The 26,194-nt window shown below is 36.0% G+C and carries 26 protein-coding genes and 1 pseudogene; 15 read left to right on the top strand and 12 right to left on the bottom strand.

The genetic code is table 11. From position 1 onward, the window contains the following. Window positions 1-10 precede the first annotated feature (10 nt). A complete protein-coding gene (locus ABC371_RS18020) occupies window positions 11-154 on the bottom strand; it encodes a small acid-soluble spore protein P (RefSeq protein WP_412898058.1) in 144 nt (47 codons plus the stop codon). A 124-nt stretch (window positions 155-278) separates the two neighbouring features. Here ABC371_RS18020 and ABC371_RS18015 point away from each other — a divergent pair, with 124 nt between their 5' ends. Further along, window positions 279-533 (top strand): hypothetical protein, encoded by a 255-nt coding sequence (locus ABC371_RS18015; protein WP_412898057.1) that lies wholly within the window; start codon window positions 279-281, stop codon window positions 531-533. 39 nt (window positions 534-572) lie between these two features. Here the strand turns inward: ABC371_RS18015 and sspO are convergent, their stop codons facing one another. Beyond that, a complete protein-coding gene (gene sspO, locus ABC371_RS18010; protein WP_412898056.1) occupies window positions 573-722 on the bottom strand; it encodes a small acid-soluble spore protein SspO in 150 nt (49 codons plus the stop codon). Between the two features lie 221 nt (window positions 723-943). Here sspO and acnA point away from each other — a divergent pair, with 221 nt between their 5' ends. The 6 genes from acnA (at window position 944) to ABC371_RS17980 (ending at window position 5,790) form a co-directional block, all read left to right on the top strand. Continuing rightward, window positions 944-3,652 (top strand): aconitate hydratase AcnA, encoded by a 2,709-nt coding sequence (acnA, locus tag ABC371_RS18005; RefSeq protein ID WP_412898055.1) that lies wholly within the window; start codon window positions 944-946, stop codon window positions 3,650-3,652. Window positions 3,653-3,789: 137 nt separating this feature from the next. Next, window positions 3,790-4,311, top strand: a complete 522-nt coding sequence (locus ABC371_RS18000; RefSeq protein WP_412898054.1) for a TlpA family protein disulfide reductase — start codon at window positions 3,790-3,792, stop codon at window positions 4,309-4,311. 161 nt (window positions 4,312-4,472) lie between these two features. After that, the gene (locus ABC371_RS17995; RefSeq protein ID WP_116350479.1) at window positions 4,473-4,604 is read left to right on the top strand and encodes an FbpB family small basic protein; all 132 of its coding nucleotides are present in this window, start codon (window positions 4,473-4,475) and stop codon (window positions 4,602-4,604) included. A gap of 100 nt (window positions 4,605-4,704) precedes the next feature. Further along, entirely contained in the window at window positions 4,705-4,842 is a 138-nt protein-coding gene (locus ABC371_RS17990) for an acid-soluble spore protein N (protein ID WP_335369401.1), read from the top strand. Window positions 4,843-5,000: 158 nt separating this feature from the next. Beyond that, entirely contained in the window at window positions 5,001-5,234 is a 234-nt protein-coding gene (gene tlp / locus ABC371_RS17985) for a small acid-soluble spore protein Tlp (RefSeq protein ID WP_412898053.1), read from the top strand. A gap of 130 nt (window positions 5,235-5,364) precedes the next feature. Beyond that, window positions 5,365-5,790: an acyl-CoA thioesterase gene (locus ABC371_RS17980; protein ID WP_412898052.1), complete on the top strand. Its 426-nt coding sequence runs from the start codon at window positions 5,365-5,367 to the stop codon at window positions 5,788-5,790. A 40-nt stretch (window positions 5,791-5,830) separates the two neighbouring features. On the opposite strand, the gene ABC371_RS17975 is transcribed toward ABC371_RS17980, so the two are convergent. After that, entirely contained in the window at window positions 5,831-7,018 is a 1,188-nt protein-coding gene (locus ABC371_RS17975) for a CapA family protein (protein ID WP_412898051.1), read from the bottom strand. Between the two features lie 103 nt (window positions 7,019-7,121). Here ABC371_RS17975 and ABC371_RS17970 point away from each other — a divergent pair. After that, window positions 7,122-7,307: pseudogene (locus ABC371_RS17970) on the top strand (alpha/beta hydrolase family protein); the annotation flags it as partial. 43 nt (window positions 7,308-7,350) lie between these two features. On the opposite strand, the gene plsY reads toward ABC371_RS17970, so the two are convergent. Further along, window positions 7,351-7,962, bottom strand: coding sequence for a glycerol-3-phosphate 1-O-acyltransferase PlsY (plsY, locus tag ABC371_RS17965; RefSeq protein WP_412898050.1), 612 nt, complete (start codon window positions 7,960-7,962; stop codon window positions 7,351-7,353). A 317-nt stretch (window positions 7,963-8,279) separates the two neighbouring features. Between plsY and ABC371_RS17960 the strand changes: the two genes are divergently transcribed. From ABC371_RS17960 to ytvI, 4 genes are all read left to right on the top strand, one after another. Next, window positions 8,280-8,693, top strand: coding sequence for a CoA-binding protein (locus tag ABC371_RS17960; protein WP_412898049.1), 414 nt, complete (start codon window positions 8,280-8,282; stop codon window positions 8,691-8,693). Window positions 8,694-8,912: 219 nt separating this feature from the next. Further along, entirely contained in the window at window positions 8,913-10,895 is a 1,983-nt protein-coding gene (parE, locus tag ABC371_RS17955; protein ID WP_412898048.1) for a DNA topoisomerase IV subunit B, read from the top strand. 7 nt (window positions 10,896-10,902) lie between these two features. Then, window positions 10,903-13,347, top strand: a complete 2,445-nt coding sequence (gene parC / locus ABC371_RS17950) for a DNA topoisomerase IV subunit A (protein ID WP_412898047.1) — start codon at window positions 10,903-10,905, stop codon at window positions 13,345-13,347. 160 nt (window positions 13,348-13,507) lie between these two features. After that, complete coding sequence (ytvI, locus tag ABC371_RS17945; RefSeq protein ID WP_412898046.1) at window positions 13,508-14,563, top strand: sporulation integral membrane protein YtvI; 1,056 nt, start codon at window positions 13,508-13,510, stop codon at window positions 14,561-14,563. Window positions 14,564-14,593: 30 nt separating this feature from the next. On the opposite strand, the gene ABC371_RS17940 is transcribed toward ytvI, so the two are convergent. Then, a complete protein-coding gene (locus tag ABC371_RS17940; protein ID WP_412898045.1) occupies window positions 14,594-15,775 on the bottom strand; it encodes an alanyl-tRNA editing protein in 1,182 nt (393 codons plus the stop codon). A gap of 127 nt (window positions 15,776-15,902) precedes the next feature. Here ABC371_RS17940 and ABC371_RS17935 point away from each other — a divergent pair, with 127 nt between their 5' ends. Further along, on the top strand, window positions 15,903-16,160 hold the full coding sequence (locus ABC371_RS17935; protein WP_412898044.1) for a hypothetical protein: 258 nt from the start codon (window positions 15,903-15,905) through the stop codon (window positions 16,158-16,160). A gap of 86 nt (window positions 16,161-16,246) precedes the next feature. Here the strand turns inward: ABC371_RS17935 and ABC371_RS17930 are convergent, their stop codons facing one another. The 4 genes from ABC371_RS17930 to ABC371_RS17915 form a co-directional block, all read right to left on the bottom strand. Next, window positions 16,247-16,591, bottom strand: coding sequence for a hypothetical protein (locus tag ABC371_RS17930; RefSeq protein ID WP_412898043.1), 345 nt, complete (start codon window positions 16,589-16,591; stop codon window positions 16,247-16,249). A gap of 880 nt (window positions 16,592-17,471) precedes the next feature. Further along, window positions 17,472-18,323, bottom strand: a complete 852-nt coding sequence (locus ABC371_RS17925) for a pirin family protein (RefSeq protein ID WP_412898042.1) — start codon at window positions 18,321-18,323, stop codon at window positions 17,472-17,474. An 86-nt stretch (window positions 18,324-18,409) separates the two neighbouring features. Then, a complete protein-coding gene (locus ABC371_RS17920) occupies window positions 18,410-18,976 on the bottom strand; it encodes an NADPH-dependent FMN reductase (protein ID WP_412898041.1) in 567 nt (188 codons plus the stop codon). 4 nt (window positions 18,977-18,980) lie between these two features. Continuing rightward, the gene (locus ABC371_RS17915; protein WP_412898040.1) at window positions 18,981-20,048 is read right to left on the bottom strand and encodes an LLM class flavin-dependent oxidoreductase; all 1,068 of its coding nucleotides are present in this window, start codon (window positions 20,046-20,048) and stop codon (window positions 18,981-18,983) included. Between the two features lie 506 nt (window positions 20,049-20,554). Here ABC371_RS17915 and ABC371_RS17910 point away from each other — a divergent pair. Continuing rightward, window positions 20,555-20,902, top strand: coding sequence for a winged helix-turn-helix transcriptional regulator (locus tag ABC371_RS17910; RefSeq protein WP_412898039.1), 348 nt, complete (start codon window positions 20,555-20,557; stop codon window positions 20,900-20,902). Window positions 20,903-21,223: 321 nt separating this feature from the next. Here the strand turns inward: ABC371_RS17910 and ABC371_RS17905 are convergent, their stop codons facing one another. After that, the gene (locus tag ABC371_RS17905; RefSeq protein WP_412898038.1) at window positions 21,224-22,003 is read right to left on the bottom strand and encodes an SDR family NAD(P)-dependent oxidoreductase; all 780 of its coding nucleotides are present in this window, start codon (window positions 22,001-22,003) and stop codon (window positions 21,224-21,226) included. 273 nt (window positions 22,004-22,276) lie between these two features. Further along, a complete protein-coding gene (locus tag ABC371_RS17900) occupies window positions 22,277-22,984 on the bottom strand; it encodes an HAD family hydrolase (protein ID WP_412898037.1) in 708 nt (235 codons plus the stop codon). A gap of 228 nt (window positions 22,985-23,212) precedes the next feature. Between ABC371_RS17900 and ABC371_RS17895 the strand changes: the two genes are divergently transcribed. Then, complete coding sequence (locus ABC371_RS17895) at window positions 23,213-24,229, top strand: TIGR00341 family protein (RefSeq protein ID WP_412898036.1); 1,017 nt, start codon at window positions 23,213-23,215, stop codon at window positions 24,227-24,229. Between the two features lie 100 nt (window positions 24,230-24,329). Here the strand turns inward: ABC371_RS17895 and ABC371_RS17890 are convergent, their stop codons facing one another. Next, window positions 24,330-25,865: a carboxypeptidase M32 gene (locus ABC371_RS17890; protein ID WP_412898035.1), complete on the bottom strand. Its 1,536-nt coding sequence runs from the start codon at window positions 25,863-25,865 to the stop codon at window positions 24,330-24,332. Between the last annotated feature and the right edge of the window lie 329 nt (window positions 25,866-26,194).

Below are 26,194 nucleotides of genomic sequence, written 5' to 3'. Positions count from 1 at the left end.
ACATATCCTTTTACATATCGTGTCCTTGGTTATGTTTTTGTCTTGTATGGTTACGATTTTTTACTTTTTTTGAACCACTCAGTGGTTGTGGCTGACTTCCGGTACTTTGCCCACCGTTTGCTCTAATATCCTTGAATGTATTTTTTTCACCCATGTTTTATCCCCCCTTATGTAATAGGATTGTATTTTTCCACTTTTTTATGCGATTGTGTTCCGAATGATTTTTTGGAAAAAAGGTAAGCTATAATTGCACGAATTACCTTAAGGGAGTTGAAAAAATGCCGTATCATAAGGATAAACAACAAGCGTTCCAAGCTGCACAGCAAGGGACAGAGCAAGCAAAAGATGTTTATGCGAATATCGTCAACAATGATCCTGACTATGGTACTCATCTAAAACGATTGAAAAATGAGGTAACTGAAGCCTATCAACAAATAGAAAATGCGTTGGAAGTGGCATCAGAGCACCAAAAATCTCAGCTTCAGCAGTTTCAACAGGATTTACAATCTATCATGAATGAAGTAAATGAATAAAAACAAGCCCGCTAAAGCGGGCTTTCATTTTTAAACAATTTATTGATTTTTCTTTCGCTTTTTATTGTTTTGACGTTGTTCCGCTGTTAATGGCTCGTTTGCAAATTCTTCATTATATCCCGCTCCAACACCTTGTGCTCTTGCATCATTCATTCCAGGTCGAACATGATTTGCTTTACGTTTCGACATTCCTTTCACCTCCGACCTTATTTTATACTCTTTTCTTACAAATTATCCTTCAAAATGATAAGCAAAACTTATGGAGTATAATAACAATCTTGTTATTTACTTATGTATATAGTTATATTAATATATGTATTGCAAGGGATTTCATATGAGAGTTTTAAATTCTCTTGAATTTCGACAATTGTGTAAAATTGCGTTATTATTATAACAAAGGGGGTATACATATGGCAAAGCATGATGTATTTAATGCCCGTTCTTCATTTGAAGCAAACGGCAAAAAATATAACTATTATAGCTTACAAGCACTAGAAGATGCGAAAATTGGTAACGTTTCAAAATTGCCATATTCCATTAAGGTTCTGTTAGAATCTGTATTACGCCAAGTTGATGGAAGAGTAATTACAAAAGAACATGTTGAGAACTTAGCAAAATGGGGAACTGATGAATTACAAGAGGTTGATGTTCCATTCAAACCTTCACGTGTTATTCTTCAAGATTTCACTGGGGTACCTGCTGTAGTTGATTTAGCTTCACTACGTAAGGCAATGGCTGACATGGGTGGAGATCCACAAAAAATCAACCCGGAAATCCCGGTAGACCTAGTTATCGACCACTCTGTACAAGTTGACAGAGCGGGTACACTTGATGCTTTAAAATTCAATATGGAATTAGAATTCGAACGTAACGCTGAGCGTTATAAGTTCTTAAGTTGGGCTCAAAAATCATTTGACAACTACCGTGCAGTACCACCAGCAACAGGTATCGTTCACCAAGTAAACCTTGAATATTTAGCGAATGTTGTTCATGCAGTTGAAGGGGAAAACGGTGAATTCGAAACTTTCCCAGATACACTTGTAGGTACTGACTCACATACTACAATGATCAATGGTATTGGTGTACTTGGTTGGGGCGTTGGAGGAATTGAAGCAGAAGCTGGAATGCTTGGACAGCCATCCTATTTCCCAGTACCTGAAGTAATTGGTGTTAAACTAGTTGGTACATTACCTAATGGTACAACAGCAACTGACTTAGCACTTAAAGTAACTCAAGTATTACGTCAAAAAGGCGTTGTTGGTAAATTTGTTGAATTCTTCGGTCCTGGTGTTTCTCAACTTCCACTTGCTGACCGTGCGACAATTTCTAACATGGCTCCAGAATATGGTGCTACTTGTGGATTCTTCCCTGTTGACGAAGAAGCATTAGAATATCTTCGTTTAACTGGTCGTGATGAAGAGCAAGTTAAAGTTGTAGAAGAATACTGCAAAGCTAACGGCTTATTCTATACAGCAGATGCAGAAGATCCAAATTTCACAGACGTTGTTGAAATTAATCTATCTGAAATTGAAGCAAACCTTTCTGGTCCTAAGCGTCCACAAGATTTAATTCCACTTTCAAAAATGAAAGAAGCTTACCACACTGCATTAACTGCGACTGGTAACCAAGGCTACGGTTTAACTCCTGAAGAAATCAAAAAGGAAATTACCGTAAAATACAATGATGGTGAAGAAGTACAAATGAAGACAGGTGATATTGCAATTGCTGCGATCACAAGCTGTACAAATACTTCAAACCCATATGTAATGTTAGGTGCGGGTCTCGTTGCGAAGAAAGCAGTTGAAAAAGGTCTAGAAGTACCGAAATATGTTAAAACATCTTTAGCACCAGGTTCTAAGGTAGTTACAGGCTATTTAGAAGATTCTGGTCTACTACCATACCTTGAAAAACTTGGATTTAGCACAGTTGGTTATGGTTGTACAACTTGTATCGGTAACTCAGGTCCATTAGCACCAGAAATTGAAAAAGCAGTTGCTGAAAATGATTTAGTCATTACATCAGTACTTTCTGGTAACCGTAACTTTGAAGGACGTATTCACCCACTAGTTAAAGGTAACTACCTTGCATCACCACCACTTGTAGTGGCATATGCATTAGCTGGTACTGTTGATATCGATCTTCAAAAAGAACCTATCGGTAAAGATAAAGATGGCAATGATGTGTTCTTCAATGACATCTGGCCAACTGCAGAAGAGGTTAAAGCAGAAGTTAAAAAGACTGTTACACCTGAGCTATTCAGAAAAGAATACAAGCGTGTATTTGATGATAACGAACGTTGGAACGCAATTGAAAGTACGGATGAAGCACTTTATGTGTGGGATGAAGACTCCACATATATTCAAAATCCACCATTCTTTGAAGGGTTATCTAAGGAACCAGGTGAAGTTAAACCACTTAATGGTTTACGAGTAGTTGGAAAATTCGGTGATTCCGTAACAACTGACCACATTTCACCAGCAGGTTCTATTGGTAAAGATACGCCAGCAGGTAAATACCTACAAGAAAAAGGTGTAACACCTCGTGACTTCAACTCATATGGTTCACGTCGTGGTAATGACCGTGTAATGACAAGAGGAACTTTCGCGAATATTCGGATTCGCAACCAAATTGCTCCTGGAACAGAAGGTGGATGGACTACTTACTGGCCAACTGGAGAAGTTATGTCTATCTACGATGCATGTATGAAATACAAGCAAGATGAAACTGGCTTAGTTGTTATCGCTGGTAACGATTACGGTATGGGTTCATCACGTGACTGGGCTGCGAAAGGTACAAACCTACTTGGCATTAAAACAGTTATTGCTGAAAGCTTCGAGCGTATTCACCGTAGCAACCTAGTATTAATGGGTGTATTACCATTACAATTCAAAAAAGGTGAAAATGCAGAAACTCTTGGCTTAACTGGTAAAGAAACAATTGAAGTTCAAATCGATGAAAATGTAAAACCACGTGACTATGTGAAAGTTACGGCTATTGACGAAGAAGGAAATAAGAAAGAATTTGAAGTATTAGTTCGTTTCGACAGTGAAGTTGAAATTGATTACTACCGTCACGGTGGTATTCTTCAAATGGTTCTTCGTGACAAAATGAAGGGTTAATATCTATTATTTCTAGGGCAGTTTTGTGGAGTTCACAAAACTGCCTTTTAATTTTATTCTTTAGTATGGTTTAATAGATATAATGAAAATAGGAATAATACTTGATATTTGTGGAAATTTTACGGAGGATTCAAATCGTGAAAAAAATTGTGATTGCACTTGTTCTGATAGGGCTAGTAGGATATGCTGTTTTTGAATTTGTTCAAGATCAAAAAAGCGGAGTAACGGGAATTGAAATCGGAAATATGGCGCCTGATTTTGAACTCCAACTAATAAATGATAAAAATGAGACAATTCGCTTATCCGATTTTAAAGGAAAAAAGGTTGTAGTAAACTTTTGGGCTTCATGGTGTAAGCCATGTCGGGAAGAAATGCCTGAAATTCAAACATTTTATGAAAATAAAAACGATGACATTGAAGTGTTAGCAGTCAACATGACAGCTTCCGAAGTAAAGGCAGAAAATGCACATAAATTTGTGGAAGGTAAAGGATACACATTTCCACTTTTAATAGATCCTAAAAACCAAGCAAGTAGTGATTATAAGGTTTTAGGTTTACCTGAAACATTTTTCATTAACTCTGATGGCACGATTAATGATTATATAAAAGGTCAAATGGACCTAGAAATGCTTGAAAGCAAAGTCAATAAATTAAAGTAATCAAAAAGAACCAATATAAGAATTGGTTCTTTTTTTGCCTTTTTTATAACAAAATCCGACCTTTTTGAAATTTTTAAATAAATTTTCGAAAATTTGTAATAATTTCAGTCGTTTTTGGAGATTATTACTATTACAATAGTTGTTAGAGGAAGGTGAGAAAATTGAGAAAAGTTAGAAAGGTATCGTTTGCAGACTTGGTCAAAGAAAACAAACAACAATTGCTAAAAGACCAAGAAGCAATGGATCGAATTGAGGCAAGACTAGAGCAAAAGAGATTAGAAAAAGCAGAGTAAATTTCCATCAAAATCCTTTACTGAATATAATCTCCACTCTTCTTTTTACATGAGAACTCCCTTTCCGGGTGATAATGAAAAGGAGGAGGGAGAATAAATAATGCCACAAAAAGACCATGAAAAATTCAAACCTAACCAAATTGGAACACAACCACGTGGATTTGGTGGAAATAAAGGGAAAAAGATGCAGGATAAATCTGGGAAGCATGCTCAGGTTATGCAAACAAAAGGTGAATAATATTGTATACAAAGGATAAAAGGGCGTTCTGAACAACGTCCTTTTATTTTTGCGTAAAATATCCTTTATTTACATGAGAATCTGCTTTCTTTTTGAAAATAAATTCTTTAGTTATGAAGCAAAATAGAGATGTACTACATTACATAGGAGGATTAAAGATGAGACACAACAAACCGAAACCAGACGATCGTAGTGATAATGTAGAAAAACTACAAGACATGGTTCAAAACACAATCGAGAACATCGAGGAAGCACAAGAGTCTATGGAGTTCTCAAATGAACAAGAACGCCAACGAATTCAGGATAAGAACGAACGTCGTGAAGAATCAATTGCAGCAATGAGAGAAGAGATTAAAGACGAAGCGTCAGATCGTGAAAATGGCTATCAATAACAGTCTGGAGTATGCCTGGATTTATGGCATACTCTTTTTTATATTCATTTCTTTTTTGAGAGCTTTTCCATTTATGATACTATATTTGTATAAACAACACGTTTAAAATAAGAGTAGGGAGAGGACCGAATTGCTTATTTCAAAGAAGGAAGTCGAAGTACGTTACGCAGAAACAGACCAAATGGGTGTCGTTTACCATGCGAATTATTTAGTTTGGATGGAATTAGGAAGAACCCAGTTAATTAACGATCTAGGTTTTAATTATGCAGCTATGGAAAGCGATGGCATCATTTCACCTGTAATTGATCTGCAGGTTTCTTACAAAAAACCGTTGAGATATGGAGAAACGGCATTAGTGAAGACATGGATTGAACATTATGATGGTCTTCGCGTTGTTTATGGATATCAAATTGAAAGGCCAGGTGGAGAGGTGTCAGTGAACGCAACCTCATCACATGTTTGTGTAAAAAAAGACTCATTTCGGCCAATATCGATTCGAAAACACTATCCTGACTGGCATGAGGCGTACGAAAATGCCAAAAAGAAAGAGGAATAAAGGTAACAAGGCATATCGGAGGATATGCCTTGTGTGTAATCTATTGTTTTGAATCGAGCCATTGATTCATATGATGGGTCATTTCTTCATATTTACTTGACGCATTGCTTAGCCCAAAATTGTTTGCATCTTGGAGTGGTACGACTTTAAAGCTTCTATAGTTACTATTTGACACAAATGTTGGTGCGAATTGTGGATTTTGAACACGAATGATGGTTTCATCCTTTGATTTTACCTCTTTGACAATTTCAACCTGTAAAACCCCGCCAATATCTTTATAATCCCACATCTGTCCAGATAAGAAATTTCCTAGTGAGTAGACAACAAATGTTTGATTACCATTTTTACCTGTTATCCAATCCATTGGCTGTAAGACGTGGGGATGGTGACCAATAATGATGTCAACACCCTCATCTGCTAGCTGTTGAGCCAGTTGTTTTTGATAATCATTCGGGTATAGTTGATATTCATTTCCCCAGTGCATGCTAACTGAAACAACATCGGCTACTTCTTTTGCAGCTTTTATTTCCTTTTTGATCAATTCCATATCAATTAAATTAACGAGATAGTCTTTTCCATTTGGTACGGGAATGCCATTTGTTCCATATGTGTAGGAAAGGAATGCAATGCTGATTCCATTTCGATTTAACACACGAATTTTACTTTTATCTTCAGGATTCTGATAGCCACCTGTATATTCCATTCCAATTTTATTTAAATAATTAGTGGCGCTTATAATCGCCTTTTCACCCCGGTCAAGCGTATGGTTATTTGCAATAGAAACAATATCAACACCAGCATCCTTAAATGCATCAGCAACCTCAAAAGGGCTATTAAAGCTCGGGTAGGTTGATAAACCTATTTCAGTTCCACCAACGATTGTTTCTTGATTGGCGATCGTAAGGTCAGCATTTTCTAGCAATCCCTTAACATTTGCAATCATTGGTTTGAAATCATAACCATTGCCTGTTTTCGCATCATCATAAACGATTGAATGGATTAATATGTCTCCAATTGCTGCAAGTGTCATTGATGTTGTAAATGGCTTAAATTCCTGCTCCGTCTTTTTATAATCGTGATTATGGGCAATGAAATTTTTAGTCACTGAATTAGCTTTCACACTATTGAGTGTAAAATAAACCCCTAAAGGAATAAGCAATAAAATTAGTAGACTAATAAGATATTTAGTGATGCTTGTTTTTTTTTGATTCCTTCTACTTCTCCTCATATGACACTGCACCCCGTAATGTATGATAACTCTACTATAATACAAAACTATGATAAAATGTTAGCAATTTATCGAATATTGTCTATAAACTTTTGTGTCTTTCATACGTGGGGCAAATGATCCTCGAGTTGTAAAGGCAGAATCTGATAAAATCGTACAGGCTTTGCAAGATAAAGGTAGGGAAGTCGAATATCTAGTTCTTGAGGATGAAGGACATGGATTTTCAAAGAAAGAAAATGAAATCAAGGTAAACCGTAAAATCCTCGAATTTTTTGATCGATTTATCTAAAAAAATGAAAGACGTGTGAACCCAACAGGCTCACACGTCTAATTTATAACCATTTAATTTTCGGTTCCGTCTTGTTTTTAATGCGGGAGATGTTTGCACGGTGACGATAAAATACAAATGCCGCCAGTAATGAAACAACGATGATTAAAGGATAATCTGTTTTAATAAAAATACTATACACAATACTGAATGTGATACAATAAAGGGCAACTAGCATCGAAGATAAGGAAACCATTTTCGTCAATTTTAAGAAAATAAAAAAGCATAATAAGGTCGTTATAAACAGGATAGGATTATAGCCCAACAGAACCCCACCAGAGGTTGCGACTGCTTTTCCGCCTTTAAAGCCTGCAAAAATTGGATACATATGGCCGACAACTGCCACCATACCAACTAATAAAGGGAAATAATCTGGAAAAGTGTCACCCATTAATAGAGAAGGAAGCAAAGTTGCCAAGGTTCCTTTTAAAATATCAGCGCTTGTTACAATCAAACCGGCTTTTTTACCAAGCGTCCGGAAAGTATTTGTCCCACCTAAATTTCCGCTGCCATGCTCCCTAATATCAATACCATAGCCAACCTTCCCAACGATTAACCCAGATGGGATTGATCCAAGAAGATAAGCAAGGAGAATAATAACAAGTTCTAGTACCATACACATAACTCCTTTAAAAAAATTAAAATTAGTGCTTGTGTGCACCTTTGTACAATTTTGAACATAGATTTCAATCTCTAGTTTTGCTGGAATGTTCATTTCTTATAATAACATGCTTGTACAAGTATTCTCATTATACTAGAAATTTTTCCTTACAATGATTTTTTTTATAAATTTCAACAAAAAATAGGTAAATATCATATAGAAACAATCATTAGCGATCAAAAATCAAAATATATGAAGGAATATCTATGCTTGGGACCGAAATACTATGAGAGATATCAAATTGTCTACTATTTAAAAAAGGGGATTCAAATATGACAATGGAAATTCCAACTCGTTCTGAACTTGGTAAAATTTTAAAGAAAAGTAAAAGGATTGCTGTTGTAGGTTTATCTGATAACCCTGAAAGAACTTCCAATATGGTGAGTAAGGCTATGCAGGACGCTGGATATGAAATCATTCCTGTAAACCCAACAATTGATGAGACTCTAGGTGTAAAAGCTGTTAAGTCACTTAAAGAAATTGAAGGACATATTGATATTGTCAATGTTTTTCGCCGCTCAGAATATTTAATGGATGTTGCGAAAGATTTTGTTGAAATTGATGCAGATGTATTTTGGTCACAGCTTGGTTGTGTTAATGAGGATGCATACAATTTCTTAAAGGATCGTGGATATACCGTTGTCATGGATCGCTGTATCAAGGTGGAGCATGCGCTGACAAAATAACAAATCACGAGACAAAAATCCTTGTTTTTACACAAGGATTTTCGCCTTTTTTCGAGAAACGGTTTGCCAAATCTGGATAAAGATATAAAATAAAAGATAGGGCATCAAAAAACAAAACATTTGTTCTGTTAAGTAAGAAATACTTCTAATAGTACTACTTATATAGAGAGAGGCTAATTTTTAGCTATATGCTTGGGGGATCTCCCAAGTGTTTTGTATATGAAAGGGGTATGTTTTTTGGCAAAGCAACAATTTGATTACAATGATGATGCAATACAGGTTCTAGAAGGACTTGAAGCTGTAAGAAAAAGACCTGGTATGTATATTGGAAGCACAGATAGCAAAGGTCTTCACCACCTTGTTTATGAAATTGTAGACAACTCTGTGGATGAGGCACTATCTGGTTATGGAAATCACATCATCGTTAAAATCCATAAAGATAATAGTATTAGCGTTCAGGATAAAGGACGCGGTATGCCAACGGGAATGCATAAAATGGGTAAGCCAACACCTGAAGTTATTTTCACAGTCCTACACGCAGGTGGAAAATTTGGACAAGGCGGCTACAAAGCAAGTGGTGGTCTCCATGGGGTTGGAGCTTCTGTTGTTAATGCATTATCTGAATGGCTAACAGTTACGATCAAGCGTAATGGATTTGTCTATGAGCAGCGCTTTGAAAACGGCGGAAAACCTGCCACTACACTTGAAAACATTGGGAAGACGAATCAATCAGGGACAACGATTCATTTCAAACCAGACACAACGATTTTTAGTACAACTACTTTTAATTTTGAAATACTTAGTGAACGCTTGAGAGAATCAGCCTTTTTATTAAAAGGGCTAAAAATAGAAATCATTGATGAGCGAAATGATGTTCAGGAAGTTTATCATTATGAAAATGGTCTAGAAGCGTTTGTAGATTACTTGAACGAGGAAAAAGATACCTTACATCCTGTTGTATCTTTTGAAGGTATTCAGAACCGAATGGAAGTAGATTTTGCATTCCAATTTAATGATGGTTATTCCGAAAATATCTTATCCTTTGTAAATAATGTTAGAACAAAGGATGGAGGGACTCATGAAGTTGGCTCAAAGACGGCATTAACACGTGCGTTTAATGAATATGCTCGTAAAATCGGCCAATTAAAAGAGAAAGATAAAAATCTGGATGGCTCTGATATTCGTGAAGGATTAACGGCAATTGTGTCTGTTCGTATACCTGAAGAGCTTCTCCAATTTGAAGGACAAACAAAAGGTAAGCTTGGCACAAGTGAAGCACGTTCAGCTGTAGATTCAGTTGTATCTGAAAACCTTGCTTATTTCCTTGAGGAAAATCCAGATGTCAGTACCCTTCTTGTAAAAAAAGCGATTAAAGCTTCCCAAGCAAGAGAGGCTGCGAGAAAAGCAAGAGAAGAAGCTAGAAGTGGAAAAAAGAGAAAGAAATCCGAAACACTATTAAGTGGTAAGCTAACTCCTGCTCAATCTCGAAACCCTGAAAAAAATGAACTTTACTTAGTTGAGGGAGATTCCGCTGGAGGTTCAGCCAAACAAGGACGGGACCGTCGTTTCCAAGCCGTTCTTCCATTAAGAGGTAAGGTTATCAATACGGAAAAGGCAAAGCTTGCTGATATTTTTAAAAATGAAGAAATCAATACGATTATCCATACAATTGGCGGCGGAGTAGGCGCGGACTTTACTGTTGAGGATATCAATTATGACAAAATCGTGATTATGACGGATGCCGACACGGATGGGGCGCATATTCAAGTCTTGCTCTTAACGTTCTTTTATCGTTATATGAAGCCTTTAATTGAAGCTGGTAAGGTTTATATTGCTCTACCACCCCTTTATAAGGTTAGCAAAGGAACTGGTAAGAAGGAAGTCATTGAATATGCATGGAGTGATGACGAGTTAAAGGATGCAATTAGCAAAATAGGAAAAGGTTATATCATTCAGCGCTATAAAGGTCTAGGAGAAATGAATGCTGACCAACTATGGGATACAACCATGAACCCTGAAACGAGAACGCTAATTCGAGTCCGAATCGATGATGGAGCAAGAGCCGAGCGTAGAGTAACAACACTTATGGGCGATAAAGTAGAGCCACGTCGTAAGTGGATTGAATCCAATGTTGCCTTTGGTCTTGAGGATGATTCGAATATTTTGGACAATGAAAATTTATCGGTCGTAGAAGGGGAGTAACAGATAGATGGTACAAGCAGAAAAATTTCGCGATCTGCCTCTTGAGGAGGTAATTGGTGATCGCTTCGGTAGATACAGTAAATATATAATTCAAGATCGTGCATTACCAGATGCAAGGGACGGCCTAAAGCCAGTTCAAAGACGTATTTTATATGCAATGCATGTTGAGGGAAATACGTCTGAGAAGGGTTTCCGGAAATCAGCTAAAACAGTAGGTAATGTAATTGGTAACTATCATCCACATGGTGATACTTCTGTATATGACGCGATGGTTCGTTTGAGTCAGGACTGGAAGGTTCGAAATGTTTTAGTTGAAATGCACGGAAATAACGGTAGTAATGATGGTGACCCACCAGCAGCAATGCGTTATACGGAAGCACGTCTTTCCAGTCTTGCTTCCGAGCTTTTACGTGATATTGAGAAGAATACAGTCGAATTTATACCAAACTTTGATGATACAAGTAAGGAACCAGTTGTATTACCAGCTAGTTTTCCTAATTTGCTTGTAAATGGTTCGACTGGAATCTCAGCGGGATATGCAACAGATATTCCTCCTCATAATCTTGCTGAGGTCATTGATGGTGTCATTAAGAGAATTGAAAATCCAAATTCAACTGTCGATGAACTTATGCAAGTGATTAAAGGCCCTGATTTTCCGACTGGTGGAATTATTCAAGGAATTGAAGGCATTAAAAAAGCTTATGAAACCGGAAAAGGAAAAATCATTGTGCGTGGGAAAGCGGACATCGAGGATCTTCGTGGTGGAAAACAGCAAATTGTCGTAACGGAAATTCCATATGAAGTGAATAAAGCGAATATGGTTAAAAAGATTGACGAGATTCGTTTAGACCGAAAAGTGGAAGGTATAAGCGAAGTCCGTGATGAAACCGACCGAACAGGTTTGAGAGTGGTCATTGAACTAAAAAAGGACGCAGATGCACTGGGAGTGCTGCACTTCCTCTATAAAAATACTGATCTTCAAATAACCTATAACTTTAATATGGTTGCGATTTTAGATAGAAGACCAGTATTAATGAGCTTGCCAAAAATTTTAGATGCGTATATTAACCATCAAAAAGAAGTCATTACCAACCGTTCTCAATTTGAATTGGAAAAAGCCCGTGATCGACAGCATGTCGTAGAAGGACTTATTAAGGCTTTATCCATTTTGGATGAGGTCATTGCAACCATTCGTGCTTCAAAAGATAAAAAGGATGCGAAAAATAACTTAATCGCTAAATTTGATTTTACGGAACCTCAGTCAGAAGCGATTGTTTCCTTGCAATTATATCGTTTAACAAATACAGACATTACAGCACTTCAGCAGGAATTTGAAGAATTAAACAAAAAGATTGCGGAATTGGTAGAAATTCTTCAAAATGAACGCAAGCTGTTACAAGTCATTAAAACAGATTTAAAACGCGTGAAAAAGACATATGCCGATAATCGCCGTTCAAAAATCGAAGACGAGATTGAAGAGATTAAAATTAATCTTGAGGTCATGATTCCATCAGAGGATGTCATTGTAACAGTGACCCAGGATGGCTATGTAAAACGAACCAGTCCTCGATCGTATGCCGCATCAAATGGTCTTGATTTCGGTATGAAGGATACGGATCGATTGTTACGCCAATTCGAAATTAATACAACGGACACATTATTACTCTTTACAAATAAAGGGAACTACCTATATGTTCCGGTACATGAACTTCCTGATATAAGATGGAAAGACCTTGGCCAGCATGTGGCTAATATAATCAGTATTGACCGCGATGAGTCCATAATCGAAGCATTCCCGGTTACAAATTTTGAACTGCCGGAATATCTTCTTTTCATCACGAAAAATGGAATGGTTAAAAAATCTGAGCTTTCATTATATAAAGCACAGCGATATTCAAAACCTCTTGTTGCGGTTAACTTGAAAAATGATGATGAAGTCGTAAATGTTCACATCACAAATGGAAATATGGACGTCTTCTTAATTACACATCTAGGCTATGGATTATGGTTCGGGGAAGAAGAAGTCAACGTTGTAGGACAAAGAGCCGCAGGGGTTAAAGGGATTAACCTAAAAGACGACGATTATGTTGTCGCTGGATACGTTGTACCACCATCCACACCAGCTGAATTAAGTATTGTAACTCAACGTGGTGCAGTGAAGAAAATGAAAATCACGGAATTTGAAAAAGCAACCCGTGCAAAACGTGGTTTAGTCATGCTTCGTGAGTTAAAGAATCATCCACACCGCATTGCAGGGGCACATTTTATTACAGATGCAGATCAAATTTTCCTTAAAACCCAAAAAGGTAAAATTGAATCAGTCGATCCAACTTCTTTACGTCCAAATGATCGCTATAGCAATGGTTCGTTTGTAGTTGATACAGATGAAGCGGGTGATGTAATCGATACATGGATTGTCAGCCAAGAAGAAACAAATGACGAAACAAAATAATAAAACGAGAAACAGCTACTAACTGGTAGCTGTTTTTTGATAATGAGAAATTGTCAAACCAAATGTCTTAATTTCGAAAAATATTTATATTTTAAATATCTCTGCTTTACTGTACAATAATTTTATAAGCTTTAAGTAGAGAGTAGGTAATATTGCAAAAATGGTAAAAAAATATATTAATAAAAGAAATATTCTCCTTATCATCGCGTTAATTGCTTTATTGTATTTATTACCAATGTCAATTTCATTAATTTTAGCGTTTTTAACGGCTCTTTTATTGGAGCCAGTTGTTAATGTATTAATCACAAATTACCGAATCAAACGAATCTATTCTGTTACAATAACCTTTGTTGTCTTCATGGTATTTGTACTGTTTTTGGGTTATTTATTAGTCAATGTCATTATTAATCAATTGATTACGATTGTAAAAAATATACCGTTCTATGTCTCAAGTATTGATACGGACCAAATCATTGCAACCTTTCAAAAATTTGAAACCTATTTTGAAGATTTACCAAAGGAAGTCTTGGATTCAATCATGAATACCTTGTATTCATTCCAGGATTTATTGATTGTGGTAGCGAGGAATATTACAGAAGGGACGTTTGGTTTTGTTTCAAGTCTTCCACAACTATTGTTAGAGCTAATTGTGTATTTAGTTGCAGCTTTCCTTTTCATGAACGATCTTCCAGGAATTAAAAACAGGCTTAAGGATATGTTGCAGGAGAGTTCAATTGAAAAGGTGAAAATTGTAACCACTCAATTGAAAAAGATATTTGTAGGATTTTTAAAAGCACAAATCGTACTTAGTGGTGTTACATTTATCATCACTTATATTGGACTTTGGATTTTAGATGTTAAGTATCTGTTAATACTTTCATTGCTCATTGTTCTTGTCGATTTACTACCAATCCTAGGAACTGGATCCTTTATTGTACCGTGGGCCGTTTTTGTGTTAATTAACGGTAACACCAAACTTGGAGTTGGATTATTAATTCTATTTGTACTCATTACAGTGATTCGAAAAATTATCGAACCAAAAGTATATTCGCAAAGCTTTGGTATAAGCGCCTTAGCAGCTCTAATTAGTATGTATTTAGGATTTAAAATAATTGGGATTGTTGGTTTATTGCTTGGACCACTTCTCGTCATCCTATACGATTCATTAACAAAAGCTGGAGTAATCAACCTCAGCTTTAAATCGGATAAAATATAAGAAAGCTACCTCAAAGGGTAGCTTTTTCACTTATATTGCTTCTTTTATTTTTGTTTCTAAAAAGGTTTTAAATGCTTCTAGGTCTCCTACGTTATCAAAAGCAGCTTGAGCAGTTGAATTGTTGCCGCCACCTTTACCGTGGTAATTTTTTAATTCTTGTTTGAACAATTGACCACATTGAACTGGGACTGAACCATTGTGTGAGATAAGCAACTTATTTTCCAGTGAAGTAGTAAAAATCACACATTTATTTGAGGATTCATTGATCTGTTTTGCAATGCCTTGAAGTTCTTTTAACGATTTATCTTCAAAGTTCTGGATAATGATAGGTTCGTTATGAGTTTGAATCAGTTTCTGAGCTAAAAATTCATTTATTTTTCCTTTTAACTCCTCAATTTCCCTTTGATATTGTTTGTTTTCTGTCTCGATTTTGCTGATTTTTTCAATAAGTCCCTCACGATTCGTACTGTACTTATTGCCTAAGGTTGTTAAAACCGAATGTGTTGCCTGGTAATCTTTAAGAGCTCGACCACCGAAAATAAAGTAAACACGTGTATTTCCTTTACTTTTTTCCGTTTTTAATAGCTTCATTAATCCTAATTCGCCAGTTCTAGACACATGTGTACCCGCACATGCTGATGTATCATATCCTTCAATCTCAACAATCCGCATTTCATTTCCTTCAACATCAGGCATTTTTCGAAGCGGAAGGGTGCCAGCTTGTTCCTTAGAAACAAAATATGTTTTAATTTGCTGGTTTTCATAGATAGCTTTATTCACCTTATTTTCAATATGTAATAGCTGATCATCACTAAATTCCGGTACACTCAAATCAATTGAGACGGTATCTTTTCCTAAATGGAAGCTTGATGTATGTGCATCATATTCATCGATACAAATTGCAGACAGCAAATGCTGACCCGTATGTTGCTGCATATGATCATATCTAAGTTCCCAATCAATCTGACAATCAACTACCTTGTTTTCTGGGGGATGGGGGAGTTTATGATAGACTTCACAAGCTTCCTGAAAAACTTCCATCACTATCATGTTGTCAATCAAGCCAGTGTCTGAAGGTTGTCCGCCGCCTTCAGGATAAAAAGCAGTTTCCTTAAGGGTAATAAGGCAGTGATCATCTTTTGTGATCATATTGGTAACTTCCGTTGTCCAGTTTGTTAAGTATGGATTTTCATAATATAACTTTTTTGTCATCTAGTATTCGATCCTTTCGACTTTAGATATTAAAAACATACTAGAAAAATAAAAAAGATTCAATTATGAGTTGTAATAAATAGAAGGGAGGAGGAGCAATTTAAGAGTAGATAAGGAGGCAATTGATATGGAAGAGAACGGTCTAATTAGTGGAGAAATTGAAGAAAATGCATTTGTTTTAACCCAATTTAAGCATTTGAAAACGCAATCTGTCATAAGTAGAGAAAGGCTTGAGGCAATTTGTGATTATTTAATGAAAAAGGTAGAAAGTGGGGAACAGGAGCATTTCATCACCTTAAATGATCAGATGCCAGTTAGGATTAATCATTCTGAGATGGAGGAGCTTCTGCAAGAATTGAACGATATTCGTGGGAGGTTGATTTAAGATTAAATTCCTTTTAGAAAAAGCAATAGTTTATCATAATTATATTATGTAAACTAAAATAAGAAAAATCAAAGGGAGGGTTGGAATTACAAATTCCGATATTTATCGATGATAAATTCCATCCCAATTTCGATTAAAGTATTTGTGTGTGTATGAAGTCTTCGTGCACGATCTTTTAGCATTTCATATTGAACATGACTAAATGTTGTGCCCATTTGAATTCGATCCTTAGGTCTAACTGGAGCTTTAAATTCCTTAGGTTTCTTATAAGCTTTTAATACATAATCAATTCCTTCAGCCAGTAACTGATTAAACGGAACTTGCATGTGACTTGCAATTTCTTTAATTTGATTGAGCAACTCCCGGCTAATTGTTGTATTTTTAGTTACACGGTCAGCATTATGCGGTCTAATTTTGCTTTCGTAAGGCATATGTAGATCAACCTCCTGATTTAAATTGAAAATTAGCGTACGTGCTTTAAATGCAGTTAAACAAATAGATATAGGTAACCATGAGTTAGGATTTAAAGAAATTCATTAGTTAACTGTAATTAAGTTAATTATAACATTGATTTGCTGTATTTTGGTTAATTTTAACTAAGTTCTGAGAATAGATATTATGTAAACTAAAATAAAAGTTAGATAGTTAGGTAAATTAGTTATCTACCTTTTTGTTTGACGAGTGACACGAAAGTACTAAAAGAAAAGACACAAAAGTGCTTATCTTCTCTTCTACTATTTTTCCGGATTTAAAATGACACAAAACTCCTAATAGAAAAGGATATTTTTGTGCTTGTTAAAAATAATTATTGCTTTAAAAATTTGTTTTTTAAGGTTGTGTTAAAGGTAACTATGGATAATTATACAAAATTAAACGCTTAGAATTATTAAGCGTTTAATTTTGTTAACTGCTTAGTAAGTGGAACGGATTTACAGTGGAAGCAGCATTTTGACTATTCTTTTTTAGCGTTTAATGTACCTATATTCGAGTGTCTCTTCTCTCTCATTATATTCAACATACAAATCATGTCCGTCAAAGAACCAAAGATCACTTTCTTCTACAAAAAATAGAATTCCATCTTCTTTTGTACTTGCAGCTATATTAATTGGATTATCCTTGGAAAATGCAAGAGAATACCCACCTTGAATTGGACTAGTCCCATATTATTGCACATAGAATTTTATCTGCTCTCCATTAATTACACCTATCTATTCCTTAAACCATCTAACAGCTTCTTCGCTAAGCTTTATATACATCATATTTCCTCCAAGCGTTACGTTTAATTAGCCATTTTTTGTACTTCCTTAATAATTATTTATTTGGGGTTAGAAACTTCCACTTTCGATAATCGGCATACGCTTGTTCAATTTCTTCCTCAGTATTCATAACAAATGGTCCTCTTGCAACTACAGGCTCATTAAGAGGTTCTCCCGCGAATAAGATGAATCGTAAATTTTCATTTGCTGCAACTTCAATATAACTCATGTCAAAATTATCAGCCGTTTCTAGCCATAAGGCTTGTCCTTTAGAAGCCTGGACTTGATTCTTTCCGAACATACCACTGCCTTCTAAGATATATATAAAACCATTGTAATTTCCAGGTAGGTCTTGACGAACTAAGGCTTCACCTTCAGCAATAACCTCTAAAAAAGTAACAGGTACATAGTTAAGAGTTTTTGAAACCACTGGACCTGATGAACCAGAATAAACACGAATGAGCGCTCCCTCTTCTTGACGAACTGGAGCAGCTATCTTAGGAAGATTTTGATATCGCGGCTCTACCATTTTATACTTTCTTGGTAGGTTAACCCATAATTGAAGGAGGTGAACACTTTCCCCTTCATCTGGAGATTCATTATGAACAACACCACGTCCAGCGGTCATAAATTGAAAATCACCACTCTTCAGTTTTCCACCTTCTCCTGTTACACTATCATAGTGATTAATTGAACCATCTATTACAAATGTGATTGTCTCCATTCCACGATGCGGGTGGATATCAAAAGCCCCTTTTTCAAATCTATCATCCATTAGTAATAAAAACGGATCGTAATCCTCCCAACATCCAGGTTCTAAAACAGCCCCGGCTCGATGGACCCCGCTAACTTTTCTTTCATGAACTGTCCAAACTTTTTTTATACTACGGGCACTTTCAATTTTCATCTGTATACCTCCTGTTTTGAAACAATGTGTCAAGCAGATACTAGATTTTCTGTTTTACATTAGCCTAAACTAGGTTACACAAACAATTAAAAATCGTATTTTGCTTCTTTTTCTTCACGAATCTTTGTATACGTATCTGTTAATAGCGTGGTATCCTCAACTAAGCGAGCAATACGGAAGAATACATCATCATTAATAATTTCTTTCCGATGGAAATCTTTTTCTTCAATAAATACATACGTTTGAACAATTTGTGCTTTCATGTAGGCTAAAATAGGTTTTAATTGTTGTTCAGCAATCAGGTAATGTTTTGATGAACCTGCTGTAACAAGCATACTTACAATCTTATCCCTAAAAGCATTTACAGGTAGTAGATCAAAGATATTTTTTAGTGTCGCAGGAATCGATGCCTGGAATATAGGGGTACCGATGATAATTGCATCAGCCTCCATTATCGTTTTTGTGACGTAGCCTGTGTCACCTTCATATTCCAAATAGTTACGTCCATCACTAAACTGTAGGTTATAATCCGCCAAATCTAGTAAAGTCCATTCTACATTGGGATATTTCTCTGATATTTCTTTCGCTACATTTTCCATTGCAGTTCGTGTTTTTGAACCAACTATTGAACCTGACAATCCAACGATTTTCATCCTTCTACTCCTCCTCTTTTTTAGCTGTATATTTTTTTATGGCTGGTAAGATTTCATTGCCTATTAACTCAATATTTTTACGTAAATTTTCAAAAGGAATACCACCAAAATCCATTTGTGCTATATATCTCTGATGTCCAAAAACTTCATGTTGATAGAGAATTTTTTCAATGATTTGCTGTGGGCTACCAACATTCATTACATCGCGTGTATCTGCACCTTGTGCAAAATGCTGCTTTGGATAGCCTCTACCATTAACCAACATCATACCTTGGTTTACGTGAGGATAGATTTCTCTTTGTGCTTGTTGAGTTGTTTCGGCCGTATAGAAAAAACCAGCTGTTGCAATAGGTAGATCTGAAGGATCATATCCATTTTGTTTTGCTGCCTCACGGTATGCATCAACAGAAATCTTAAAACTTGAAGCAGGTCCACCTAATGTTGCTAGAAACATCGGAACTCCTGCAAATCCTGCTTTAATTGCACTAGCTGGTGGCCCACCAACCGCACGCCATATAGGTAATGTTCCTTCCATTGGGCGTGGAATTACAGTTGCATTGCGTAATGGTGCTCGGAATTTTCCACTCCAATTGACAACTTCTTCGTTATTGATTTTTAATAACAAATCGAACTTTTCTTCGAATAATTCTTCATAATCGCGAACATTATAGCCTAATAAATCAAACAACCCGATTCTAGAAGCTCGACCCGCTATAATCTCAGTTCGGCCATTTGAAATTAAATCGATTGTTGCAAAATCCTCATACACACGAACGGGATCTGAAGTACTGATAATCGTAGAAGAACTTCCAATCTTAATTTTTTCTGTTGCTTGAGCGATTGCTGCTAAAACAACAGAGTGTGCCTGAGTTGTAAAATACTCCTGATGACTTTCACCCACGCTAAAAAAGTCAATACCTGCTTGCTCAGCAAGCTTTGCTATTTCAATAATTTCATGAATGCGCTGTTGTGACGAAATTCGTTCTCCAGTGTGAGGATTAGGAATATGGTCACCCAATGTATAAATTCCAAACTCTAAACCTTTATTTTGATCAATCCGATATTTTTTCACTAATATCACCCTTTACTGAAGTTGATTTTGAAAACTCTCTATAGTATTAGTATTACTCATAAATGCATTTTGAAAAAGTACGCACTTAAAAGTGGTATAGTATACAAAATGATACTATTGACTTGTAAAGTATTAGTTTACTCTTTTAAGAAGAGTATCCTCACGTCATTTTCTAGCATCGAGCATTAATGGAAGGTGATTTTTTAAATGGAAAACACAACCGATAGTTAGTCGGTTGTGTTTCGCATTGGAATGTATTCATGGATAAGATTAGTAACAACGATTGTTATTATTTCGCTACTAAAGCACTATCAACTGGTAATTTTGAAAAACTATAACTTTGTTTAAGGAAATTGAAATTTCCCTTTCCGTGTTATAATGTTCCTTCATGTATATTCTTCTTCCATATTCTACTTTGTATGTTATTATTAATCTAACTTCTAAAACTGCTAGTACAGTCTACTAAGTATAATAGTATACAAAAAGAAACTATAGGAGGATTTGTGATGAATATTGAGCCAGAACTTTGTCGTGTTGAGGATACATTAGATATTTTAGTAGGAAAATGGAAACCAATTATTCTACTGTACCTATTAAAGAACGGAACGATGAGATTTAACGAATTAAAAAGAAGCATCCCTGATATAACCCAAAAAATGTTAACTAAGCAGTTAAGGGAATTAGAAGACGAAGAAATAATTAAAAGAGTTGTTTATCCTCAAGTTCCTCCAAAGGTCGAATATTCAATTACTGAATATGGAAAGGAATTGGAACCCATTTTGCATGCCATGCATGAATGGAGTACAAAACATATTACGCATAAGCAGAAAAAATCAAATCAAAAAAGTAGCTAAAAAGATGAACCTTGTTCATCTTTTTTATTTATGGACGATGATAAATGGATTTAAGATTAACTGATATTACCTCACTGTTAGTCACCTAATTATATGTATCAAACTAGCCCCCATCTAAAGTTTCAGAGATACCTCAATAACATCAACATGTTTTATCTCAACTCCCCCCTTTCCTTATAAATTTAACTCTATAGAAAACTTGTAGCAATGAAAGGTATCATCTTGTATACAAAACCACTTTATTGTGCGTACATTTCACAAAGGGAATTATGAATAATAATTACAGTTTTCTGATTTCTAAATACTTTGGTCCCAACAGCTTTATTTTGTCACGATGGAAACTCCACCATCAACAATGATATTTTGACCTGTTACAAAGGAAGATTCTCTAGAAAATAACCAGGTTACCACATCTGCCGCTTCGGAAGAGGTCCCCATTCTTCCTAGGGCATTCAGGCTGTTGTACTTTTCTTCTAACCATTCTGATTGCTCTTCAGTCAAGTTTTCAAATTTTCTTTCCATCATCGGAGTCCTGATTGCACCAGGTGTAATGGCATTTACTCGAATTCCTTTATTTCCATATTCTTGAGCGACTCCGCGGGTTAATGCCAGAATTCCACTTTTCCCCGCTGCATATGCTGTCGTGTAAGCTGAACAAATTAAGGCATCCAGGGATGATGTATTAACGATTGAACCACCACCATTTTCAATCATAGCTTGCAGCTCATACTTCATACACAACCAAACTCCTTTGATTGTTGACCCCATCATATGATCGAAGTCTTCTTCACTGAATTCATGTGTCAATGCAGGCGTACCTTCCGCATTTCCCGCATTATTAAATGCAAAGTCGATTCTTCCAAATGTGTTCACTGTTTCTTTTACCATCTGTTCTACTTCTATTCCTTTGCTTACATCAATTGATAGAAAAAGAACATGTGGACTAATCTGTTTCAGGTTTTCTAGGGCTGAGTTTCCGCGTTCCTTATTACGGCCTACTATGACAACTTTTCCCCCCTCATGAAGTAATCGTTCTGCTACGGCTAGCCCAATTCCAGAAGTCCCCCCGGTAATAAGCGCCACTTGATTTTCAAATTTCACAACATCCACCCCTTATAGTTAGAACTATCTAAATTTTAACACAATGGGGATTTGACAAGGAACTTTTATTTAATGGAATGCACATTAAAATAAAGGCCCTGTGACGGACTTTTTAGGGCTGTCATACTTTGGTTTGGTTGACAGTTCTTTTAAAACTAATCCTTCCGTTTTGATTAAAAACCCGCTCATTGCTATTCATTAAACCAATAAGAAGTTTTCAATGAAAACTAAATAGGAACCAGGATGAAAATCACTGATTCCTCCCATAACGAACTAAGCCTTTTTCGCAAATAATTCTAATAACTCCTTGGCACTATGTACTTCTTTATCTGGTTTATAGGTAGCATTAGTCGGTAAATTTTTCTTACGATGATTCATCCAGATCGCTTGCCAGCCTGCTTGTTTTGCTCCGATAATATCTTTTTCAAAATTATCCCCGATATACACGGTTTTCGTTTGGTCAAGGTCCAGTTTCTGTTCAATAAAATCAAACACTTCTCTTTTCGGTTTTGCATGACCAATCGCACCAGAAATAAACGTCATCTCTACCGGAATCCACCGACTAAGACTGAGCTGTTTAATTTTCATTGCTTGATGTTTTTCTTCACCATTTGTAAGAATCCCAAGCTGTTTCCCTTCTTTGTAAAGTATATTTAGTAGTTCTTCGACTTCCGGAAATAAGGTAATGTTTTTCTGTTCGGTCACATACGTTTCGTGAAAGATAGTCGCTTTTTCCGTATCTATAGGGATGTTAAAATCCTTACAGGCAGCCATGATTCGTCCGGTTTGCCATTCAAATTGGGATATTTCACCTGCTTCACTTTGATCAAATAAAATCTCGCTATACTTACGACTAGCTTTATATAATTGATTGATTTCTTCGTCTGAACATGGCTCTTGAAAAAGCTTCCTCACCGTTTTATGAAAAGATTGTGCTTGATCATATAATGTATCATCGACATCAAAAATTATCGTATCCATTCTCATAGCCTCCTTATATTATGATGATATCACTTATTTTCAACTAGAGAAAACAGAGAGCCCACTGACTACTCCCTTCATCTAACCAAACAAATAAGCAACAGCACCTATCCCAACGAGTAGGAAAGGTGCTGTTGCTAGTTATTATTTATTGATTGTAATTCTACTCGCTTTTGTTTATGGAAATACTAGTATGGATTTACTTGCTATCTTATGGGAGATGAAACGATGGATTTACAACTTATTGAAGCATATGTTCCAGATAAGTTTTTCAATAAAGTGGATGAATCCTTGAGGGAGTTTCCTCATGTGTCATATTGGATATCTATAGAATCGAAAGATCGAACCCTTATTCGTGTTCTTGTAAAAACAACTGATACGGAAGAAATATTGAACTATCTGGAAGGTATGGCAAATGTAATTGAAGGATTTGATGTTCTTCTTTTCCCTGTTCAAACGTACTTAACTCGATTAACTAAAGAGGAAGAAGAACAGAGACGCAATGAAACGGAAGAAGACGCGAATAAGCTTCAAAGGGCCAGTCGACAGGAGTTATTAGGAACGATTACAAAGGCCAGCCATATTACCCTTACCTATACCCTATTGATCATAATATCTGCTATTGTCGTAACAATTGGCTTTATTCAAAATAGCCAAGCCGTAATTATTGGAGCAATGGTCATTGCTCCAATGCTTGGACCTGTAATATCAATCGCATTTTCAGCTATTTTAGGTGATTTTCGGTTACTTAGAAGCTCAACGGTTACTTTATTATACGCGGTTTTCATTGTAATTGGGATATCTATCGGTTTTACTTTATTTTTCCCTGTTCCTCTAGAGAGTAGCGAGTTTGCTTTAAGAACTCATGTAAATATTGTGGATATGGTTTTAGCATTTGCTACAGGGATTGCTGGTGCGTTATCAATCCTTAATCGCTTACCCGGATCATTAGTAGGGGTAATGGTTGCTGTGGCCCTTATACCACCCAATGTTGTGCTGGGAATGTCGATTGGTTCAGCGATGTGGCAAGAGGCATATGGTTCGATGCTTTTACTTGTGGGCAACATTACCTCTGTTATCTTGGCCGGAATCATCGTGTTTTCCTTAAGCGGCATTCGACCAGTAAAATGGGACGAAGTGAACAAAGCAAAAACGTCTCGAAAACTATCTATTCTGTTTGTAAGTCTGGTTATTATCCTGTTAATTATCGTAATCCTCTTCAGTAACAGTGTCGATTTAGTATAACCCTAACTTATATTCGGTTAGGAATATCCTGTTTAAATGCAACTAACCCCGTCCAAGTTAAGAACGGGGTGTTTTCTTTCTGTTTTAAAAGAAATTTCGCTTATAGCTGATAAACCTTCGAATATTTCTCTTCTAAATAGTTCACTAGATAGGTAGCATTTAAGCTTTCACCAGTGACTTTCTTGATTAATTCATCAGGTGTATAAATACCACCGTATTGGTGAATTTTTTCCTTAAGCCAGGCTTGGAGGACGCTAAACTCTCCTCTTTCAATATAACCGTAGAAATCAGGGAGTTCCTTCTTGATGGTATTCAAAATTTGGGCAGCATATAAGTTTCCAAGTGAGTAAGATGGAAAGTATCCTAGACCGCCAAATGACCAATGAACATCTTGAAGCACACCTAATGTGTCAGTTGGAGGAACGATCCCCAAATACTCATTCATTTTCTCATTCCATACCTTTGGAAGGTCCTTTACTGCAATATCCCCACTGATAAGTCCTTTTTCAATTTCGTAACGAAGCATGATATGTAGGTTATATGTTAATTCGTTTGCCTCAACTCGAATATAAGATGGCTCCACAATATTAATTGCTCGATAAAAATCTTTTACATCTAGTTTTCCTAATTGGTCAGGGAAATGCTCCTGTAGATCTCGGTAGAAGAAATTCCAGAATTCTTCACTACGTCCCACCATATTCTCTAGAAATCTTGATTGTGATTCATGAATTCCAAAAGATGCCCCACTGCAGATTGATGTACCTTCTAATTCAGGGTTAATATTTTGCTCATAAATACCATGTCCCGCTTCATGGATTGTACCAAAGATTGCAGAACGAACATTATCTTCAAGATAACGAGTTGTGATTCGGACATCGCCTGTATTAATGGTTTGAGCAAATGGATGTACTGTCTCATCTAGTCGTCCGGCATTCATGTCAAATCCAATTAACGGGAGTATGAATTTATTAAACTCTTTCTGAACTTCAGGATTGTAAAGCTTTTCAAAAATGTCGCCATTTGGTTTAGAAGAGGATAATTTGATACGATTTAACAATTCGATACTGCTTCTACGTAATTCTTCAAAAAGCGGATCCAGTTTTTCAACTGTTAATCCAGGTTCAAAATCATTTAATAAGGCATTATATGGATGCCCTTCATACCCATAATACTCCGTAAATTGCTTTTTGATTTCAACTATTCGTTCAAGATAAGGTAGATAAACTTCAAAATTATTGGTTTCTCTAGCTTCCTCCCATGCATTATTCGCATTTGCAGTCAACACGATATATTCATTGTAAAGTTCCGTTGGAATGCTTTTTGATTGTTTATAGAAGTTATTTCGTTCACGTACAATTGCTTTAGTAACGTCATCTAGTTGCTCAAATAGATCTTCAGCTGTCAAAACCTTTAATAGCTCTCCCATTTCCTTCGAGATCGATAACTTAAATATCTCGGTTGATAGTGTTCCAATTGCATTTGCAAACAAGGAACGCCCTTTTTTAGGAGCCATAACTTTTTGATCCCAATCTGCAAGAGCTAATACGCTATTTAGATGCGCAATTTTTTCGTCTAATTTTTTAAATTGATTTACCTTTTCCTGAAGTTCAGCATTTAAAGCTTGTTGATCAGACATATTACTCCCCCTTTTCGAGATTCAACTCGAAAATAAAATCGACTGTATAGTCTATATCACCTATTATAAATAAAAATTTCGAAAATTAATAATAAAAAATAACCTTTTATTAAAATATAAGTCTAGATAAAAATCAGCATAATACCCTATCAAAAGTTTCGAAATTGTGCAAATCTACATAGGCCATAGAAAAAATTCTTTGCGGTTCCTTTTCAAAACAGAGAAGTGCAAATATTTTTTGCTCCAAAACCCAATTTGAGCGCTTTTGATAAAATCTGCTAAAATAACTCTGGGAAATAAATTATTCTTCTCTAATTCAAGTGTTATCG

It is taken from the genome of Bacillus jepli, assembly GCF_047238305.1.
GTDB lineage: Bacteria > Bacillota > Bacilli > Bacillales > Bacillaceae_L > Ferdinandcohnia.
This window is presented reverse-complemented; position numbering and strand designations above follow the sequence as displayed.

Excerpts from the sequence above, each read along its gene's own strand:
- ABC371_RS18020 (WP_412898058.1), bottom strand. The coding sequence starts at position 154 with ATGGGTGAAAAAAATACATTCAAGGATATTAGAGCAAACGGTGGGCAA.
- ABC371_RS18015 (WP_412898057.1), top strand. The coding sequence starts at position 279 with ATGCCGTATCATAAGGATAAACAACAAGCGTTCCAAGCTGCACAGCAA.
- sspO (WP_412898056.1), bottom strand. The coding sequence starts at position 722 with ATGTCGAAACGTAAAGCAAATCATGTTCGACCTGGAATGAATGATGCA.
- acnA (WP_412898055.1), top strand. The coding sequence starts at position 944 with ATGGCAAAGCATGATGTATTTAATGCCCGTTCTTCATTTGAAGCAAAC.
- ABC371_RS17990 (WP_335369401.1), top strand. The coding sequence starts at position 4,705 with ATGCCACAAAAAGACCATGAAAAATTCAAACCTAACCAAATTGGAACA.
- tlp (WP_412898053.1), top strand. The coding sequence starts at position 5,001 with ATGAGACACAACAAACCGAAACCAGACGATCGTAGTGATAATGTAGAA.
- ABC371_RS17975 (WP_412898051.1), bottom strand. The coding sequence starts at position 7,018 with ATGAGGAGAAGTAGAAGGAATCAAAAAAAAACAAGCATCACTAAATAT.
- plsY (WP_412898050.1), bottom strand. The coding sequence starts at position 7,962 with ATGGTACTAGAACTTGTTATTATTCTCCTTGCTTATCTTCTTGGATCA.
- ABC371_RS17960 (WP_412898049.1), top strand. The coding sequence starts at position 8,280 with ATGACAATGGAAATTCCAACTCGTTCTGAACTTGGTAAAATTTTAAAG.
- parE (WP_412898048.1), top strand. The coding sequence starts at position 8,913 with ATGAAAGGGGTATGTTTTTTGGCAAAGCAACAATTTGATTACAATGAT.
- parC (WP_412898047.1), top strand. The coding sequence starts at position 10,903 with ATGGTACAAGCAGAAAAATTTCGCGATCTGCCTCTTGAGGAGGTAATT.
- ytvI (WP_412898046.1), top strand. The coding sequence starts at position 13,508 with ATGGTAAAAAAATATATTAATAAAAGAAATATTCTCCTTATCATCGCG.
- ABC371_RS17940 (WP_412898045.1), bottom strand. The coding sequence starts at position 15,775 with ATGACAAAAAAGTTATATTATGAAAATCCATACTTAACAAACTGGACA.
- ABC371_RS17935 (WP_412898044.1), top strand. The coding sequence starts at position 15,903 with ATGGAAGAGAACGGTCTAATTAGTGGAGAAATTGAAGAAAATGCATTT.
- ABC371_RS17930 (WP_412898043.1), bottom strand. The coding sequence starts at position 16,591 with ATGCCTTACGAAAGCAAAATTAGACCGCATAATGCTGACCGTGTAACT.
- ABC371_RS17925 (WP_412898042.1), bottom strand. The coding sequence starts at position 18,323 with ATGAAAATTGAAAGTGCCCGTAGTATAAAAAAAGTTTGGACAGTTCAT.
- ABC371_RS17920 (WP_412898041.1), bottom strand. The coding sequence starts at position 18,976 with ATGAAAATCGTTGGATTGTCAGGTTCAATAGTTGGTTCAAAAACACGA.
- ABC371_RS17910 (WP_412898039.1), top strand. The coding sequence starts at position 20,555 with ATGAATATTGAGCCAGAACTTTGTCGTGTTGAGGATACATTAGATATT.
- ABC371_RS17900 (WP_412898037.1), bottom strand. The coding sequence starts at position 22,984 with ATGGATACGATAATTTTTGATGTCGATGATACATTATATGATCAAGCA.
- ABC371_RS17895 (WP_412898036.1), top strand. The coding sequence starts at position 23,213 with ATGGATTTACAACTTATTGAAGCATATGTTCCAGATAAGTTTTTCAAT.
- ABC371_RS17890 (WP_412898035.1), bottom strand. The coding sequence starts at position 25,865 with ATGTCTGATCAACAAGCTTTAAATGCTGAACTTCAGGAAAAGGTAAAT.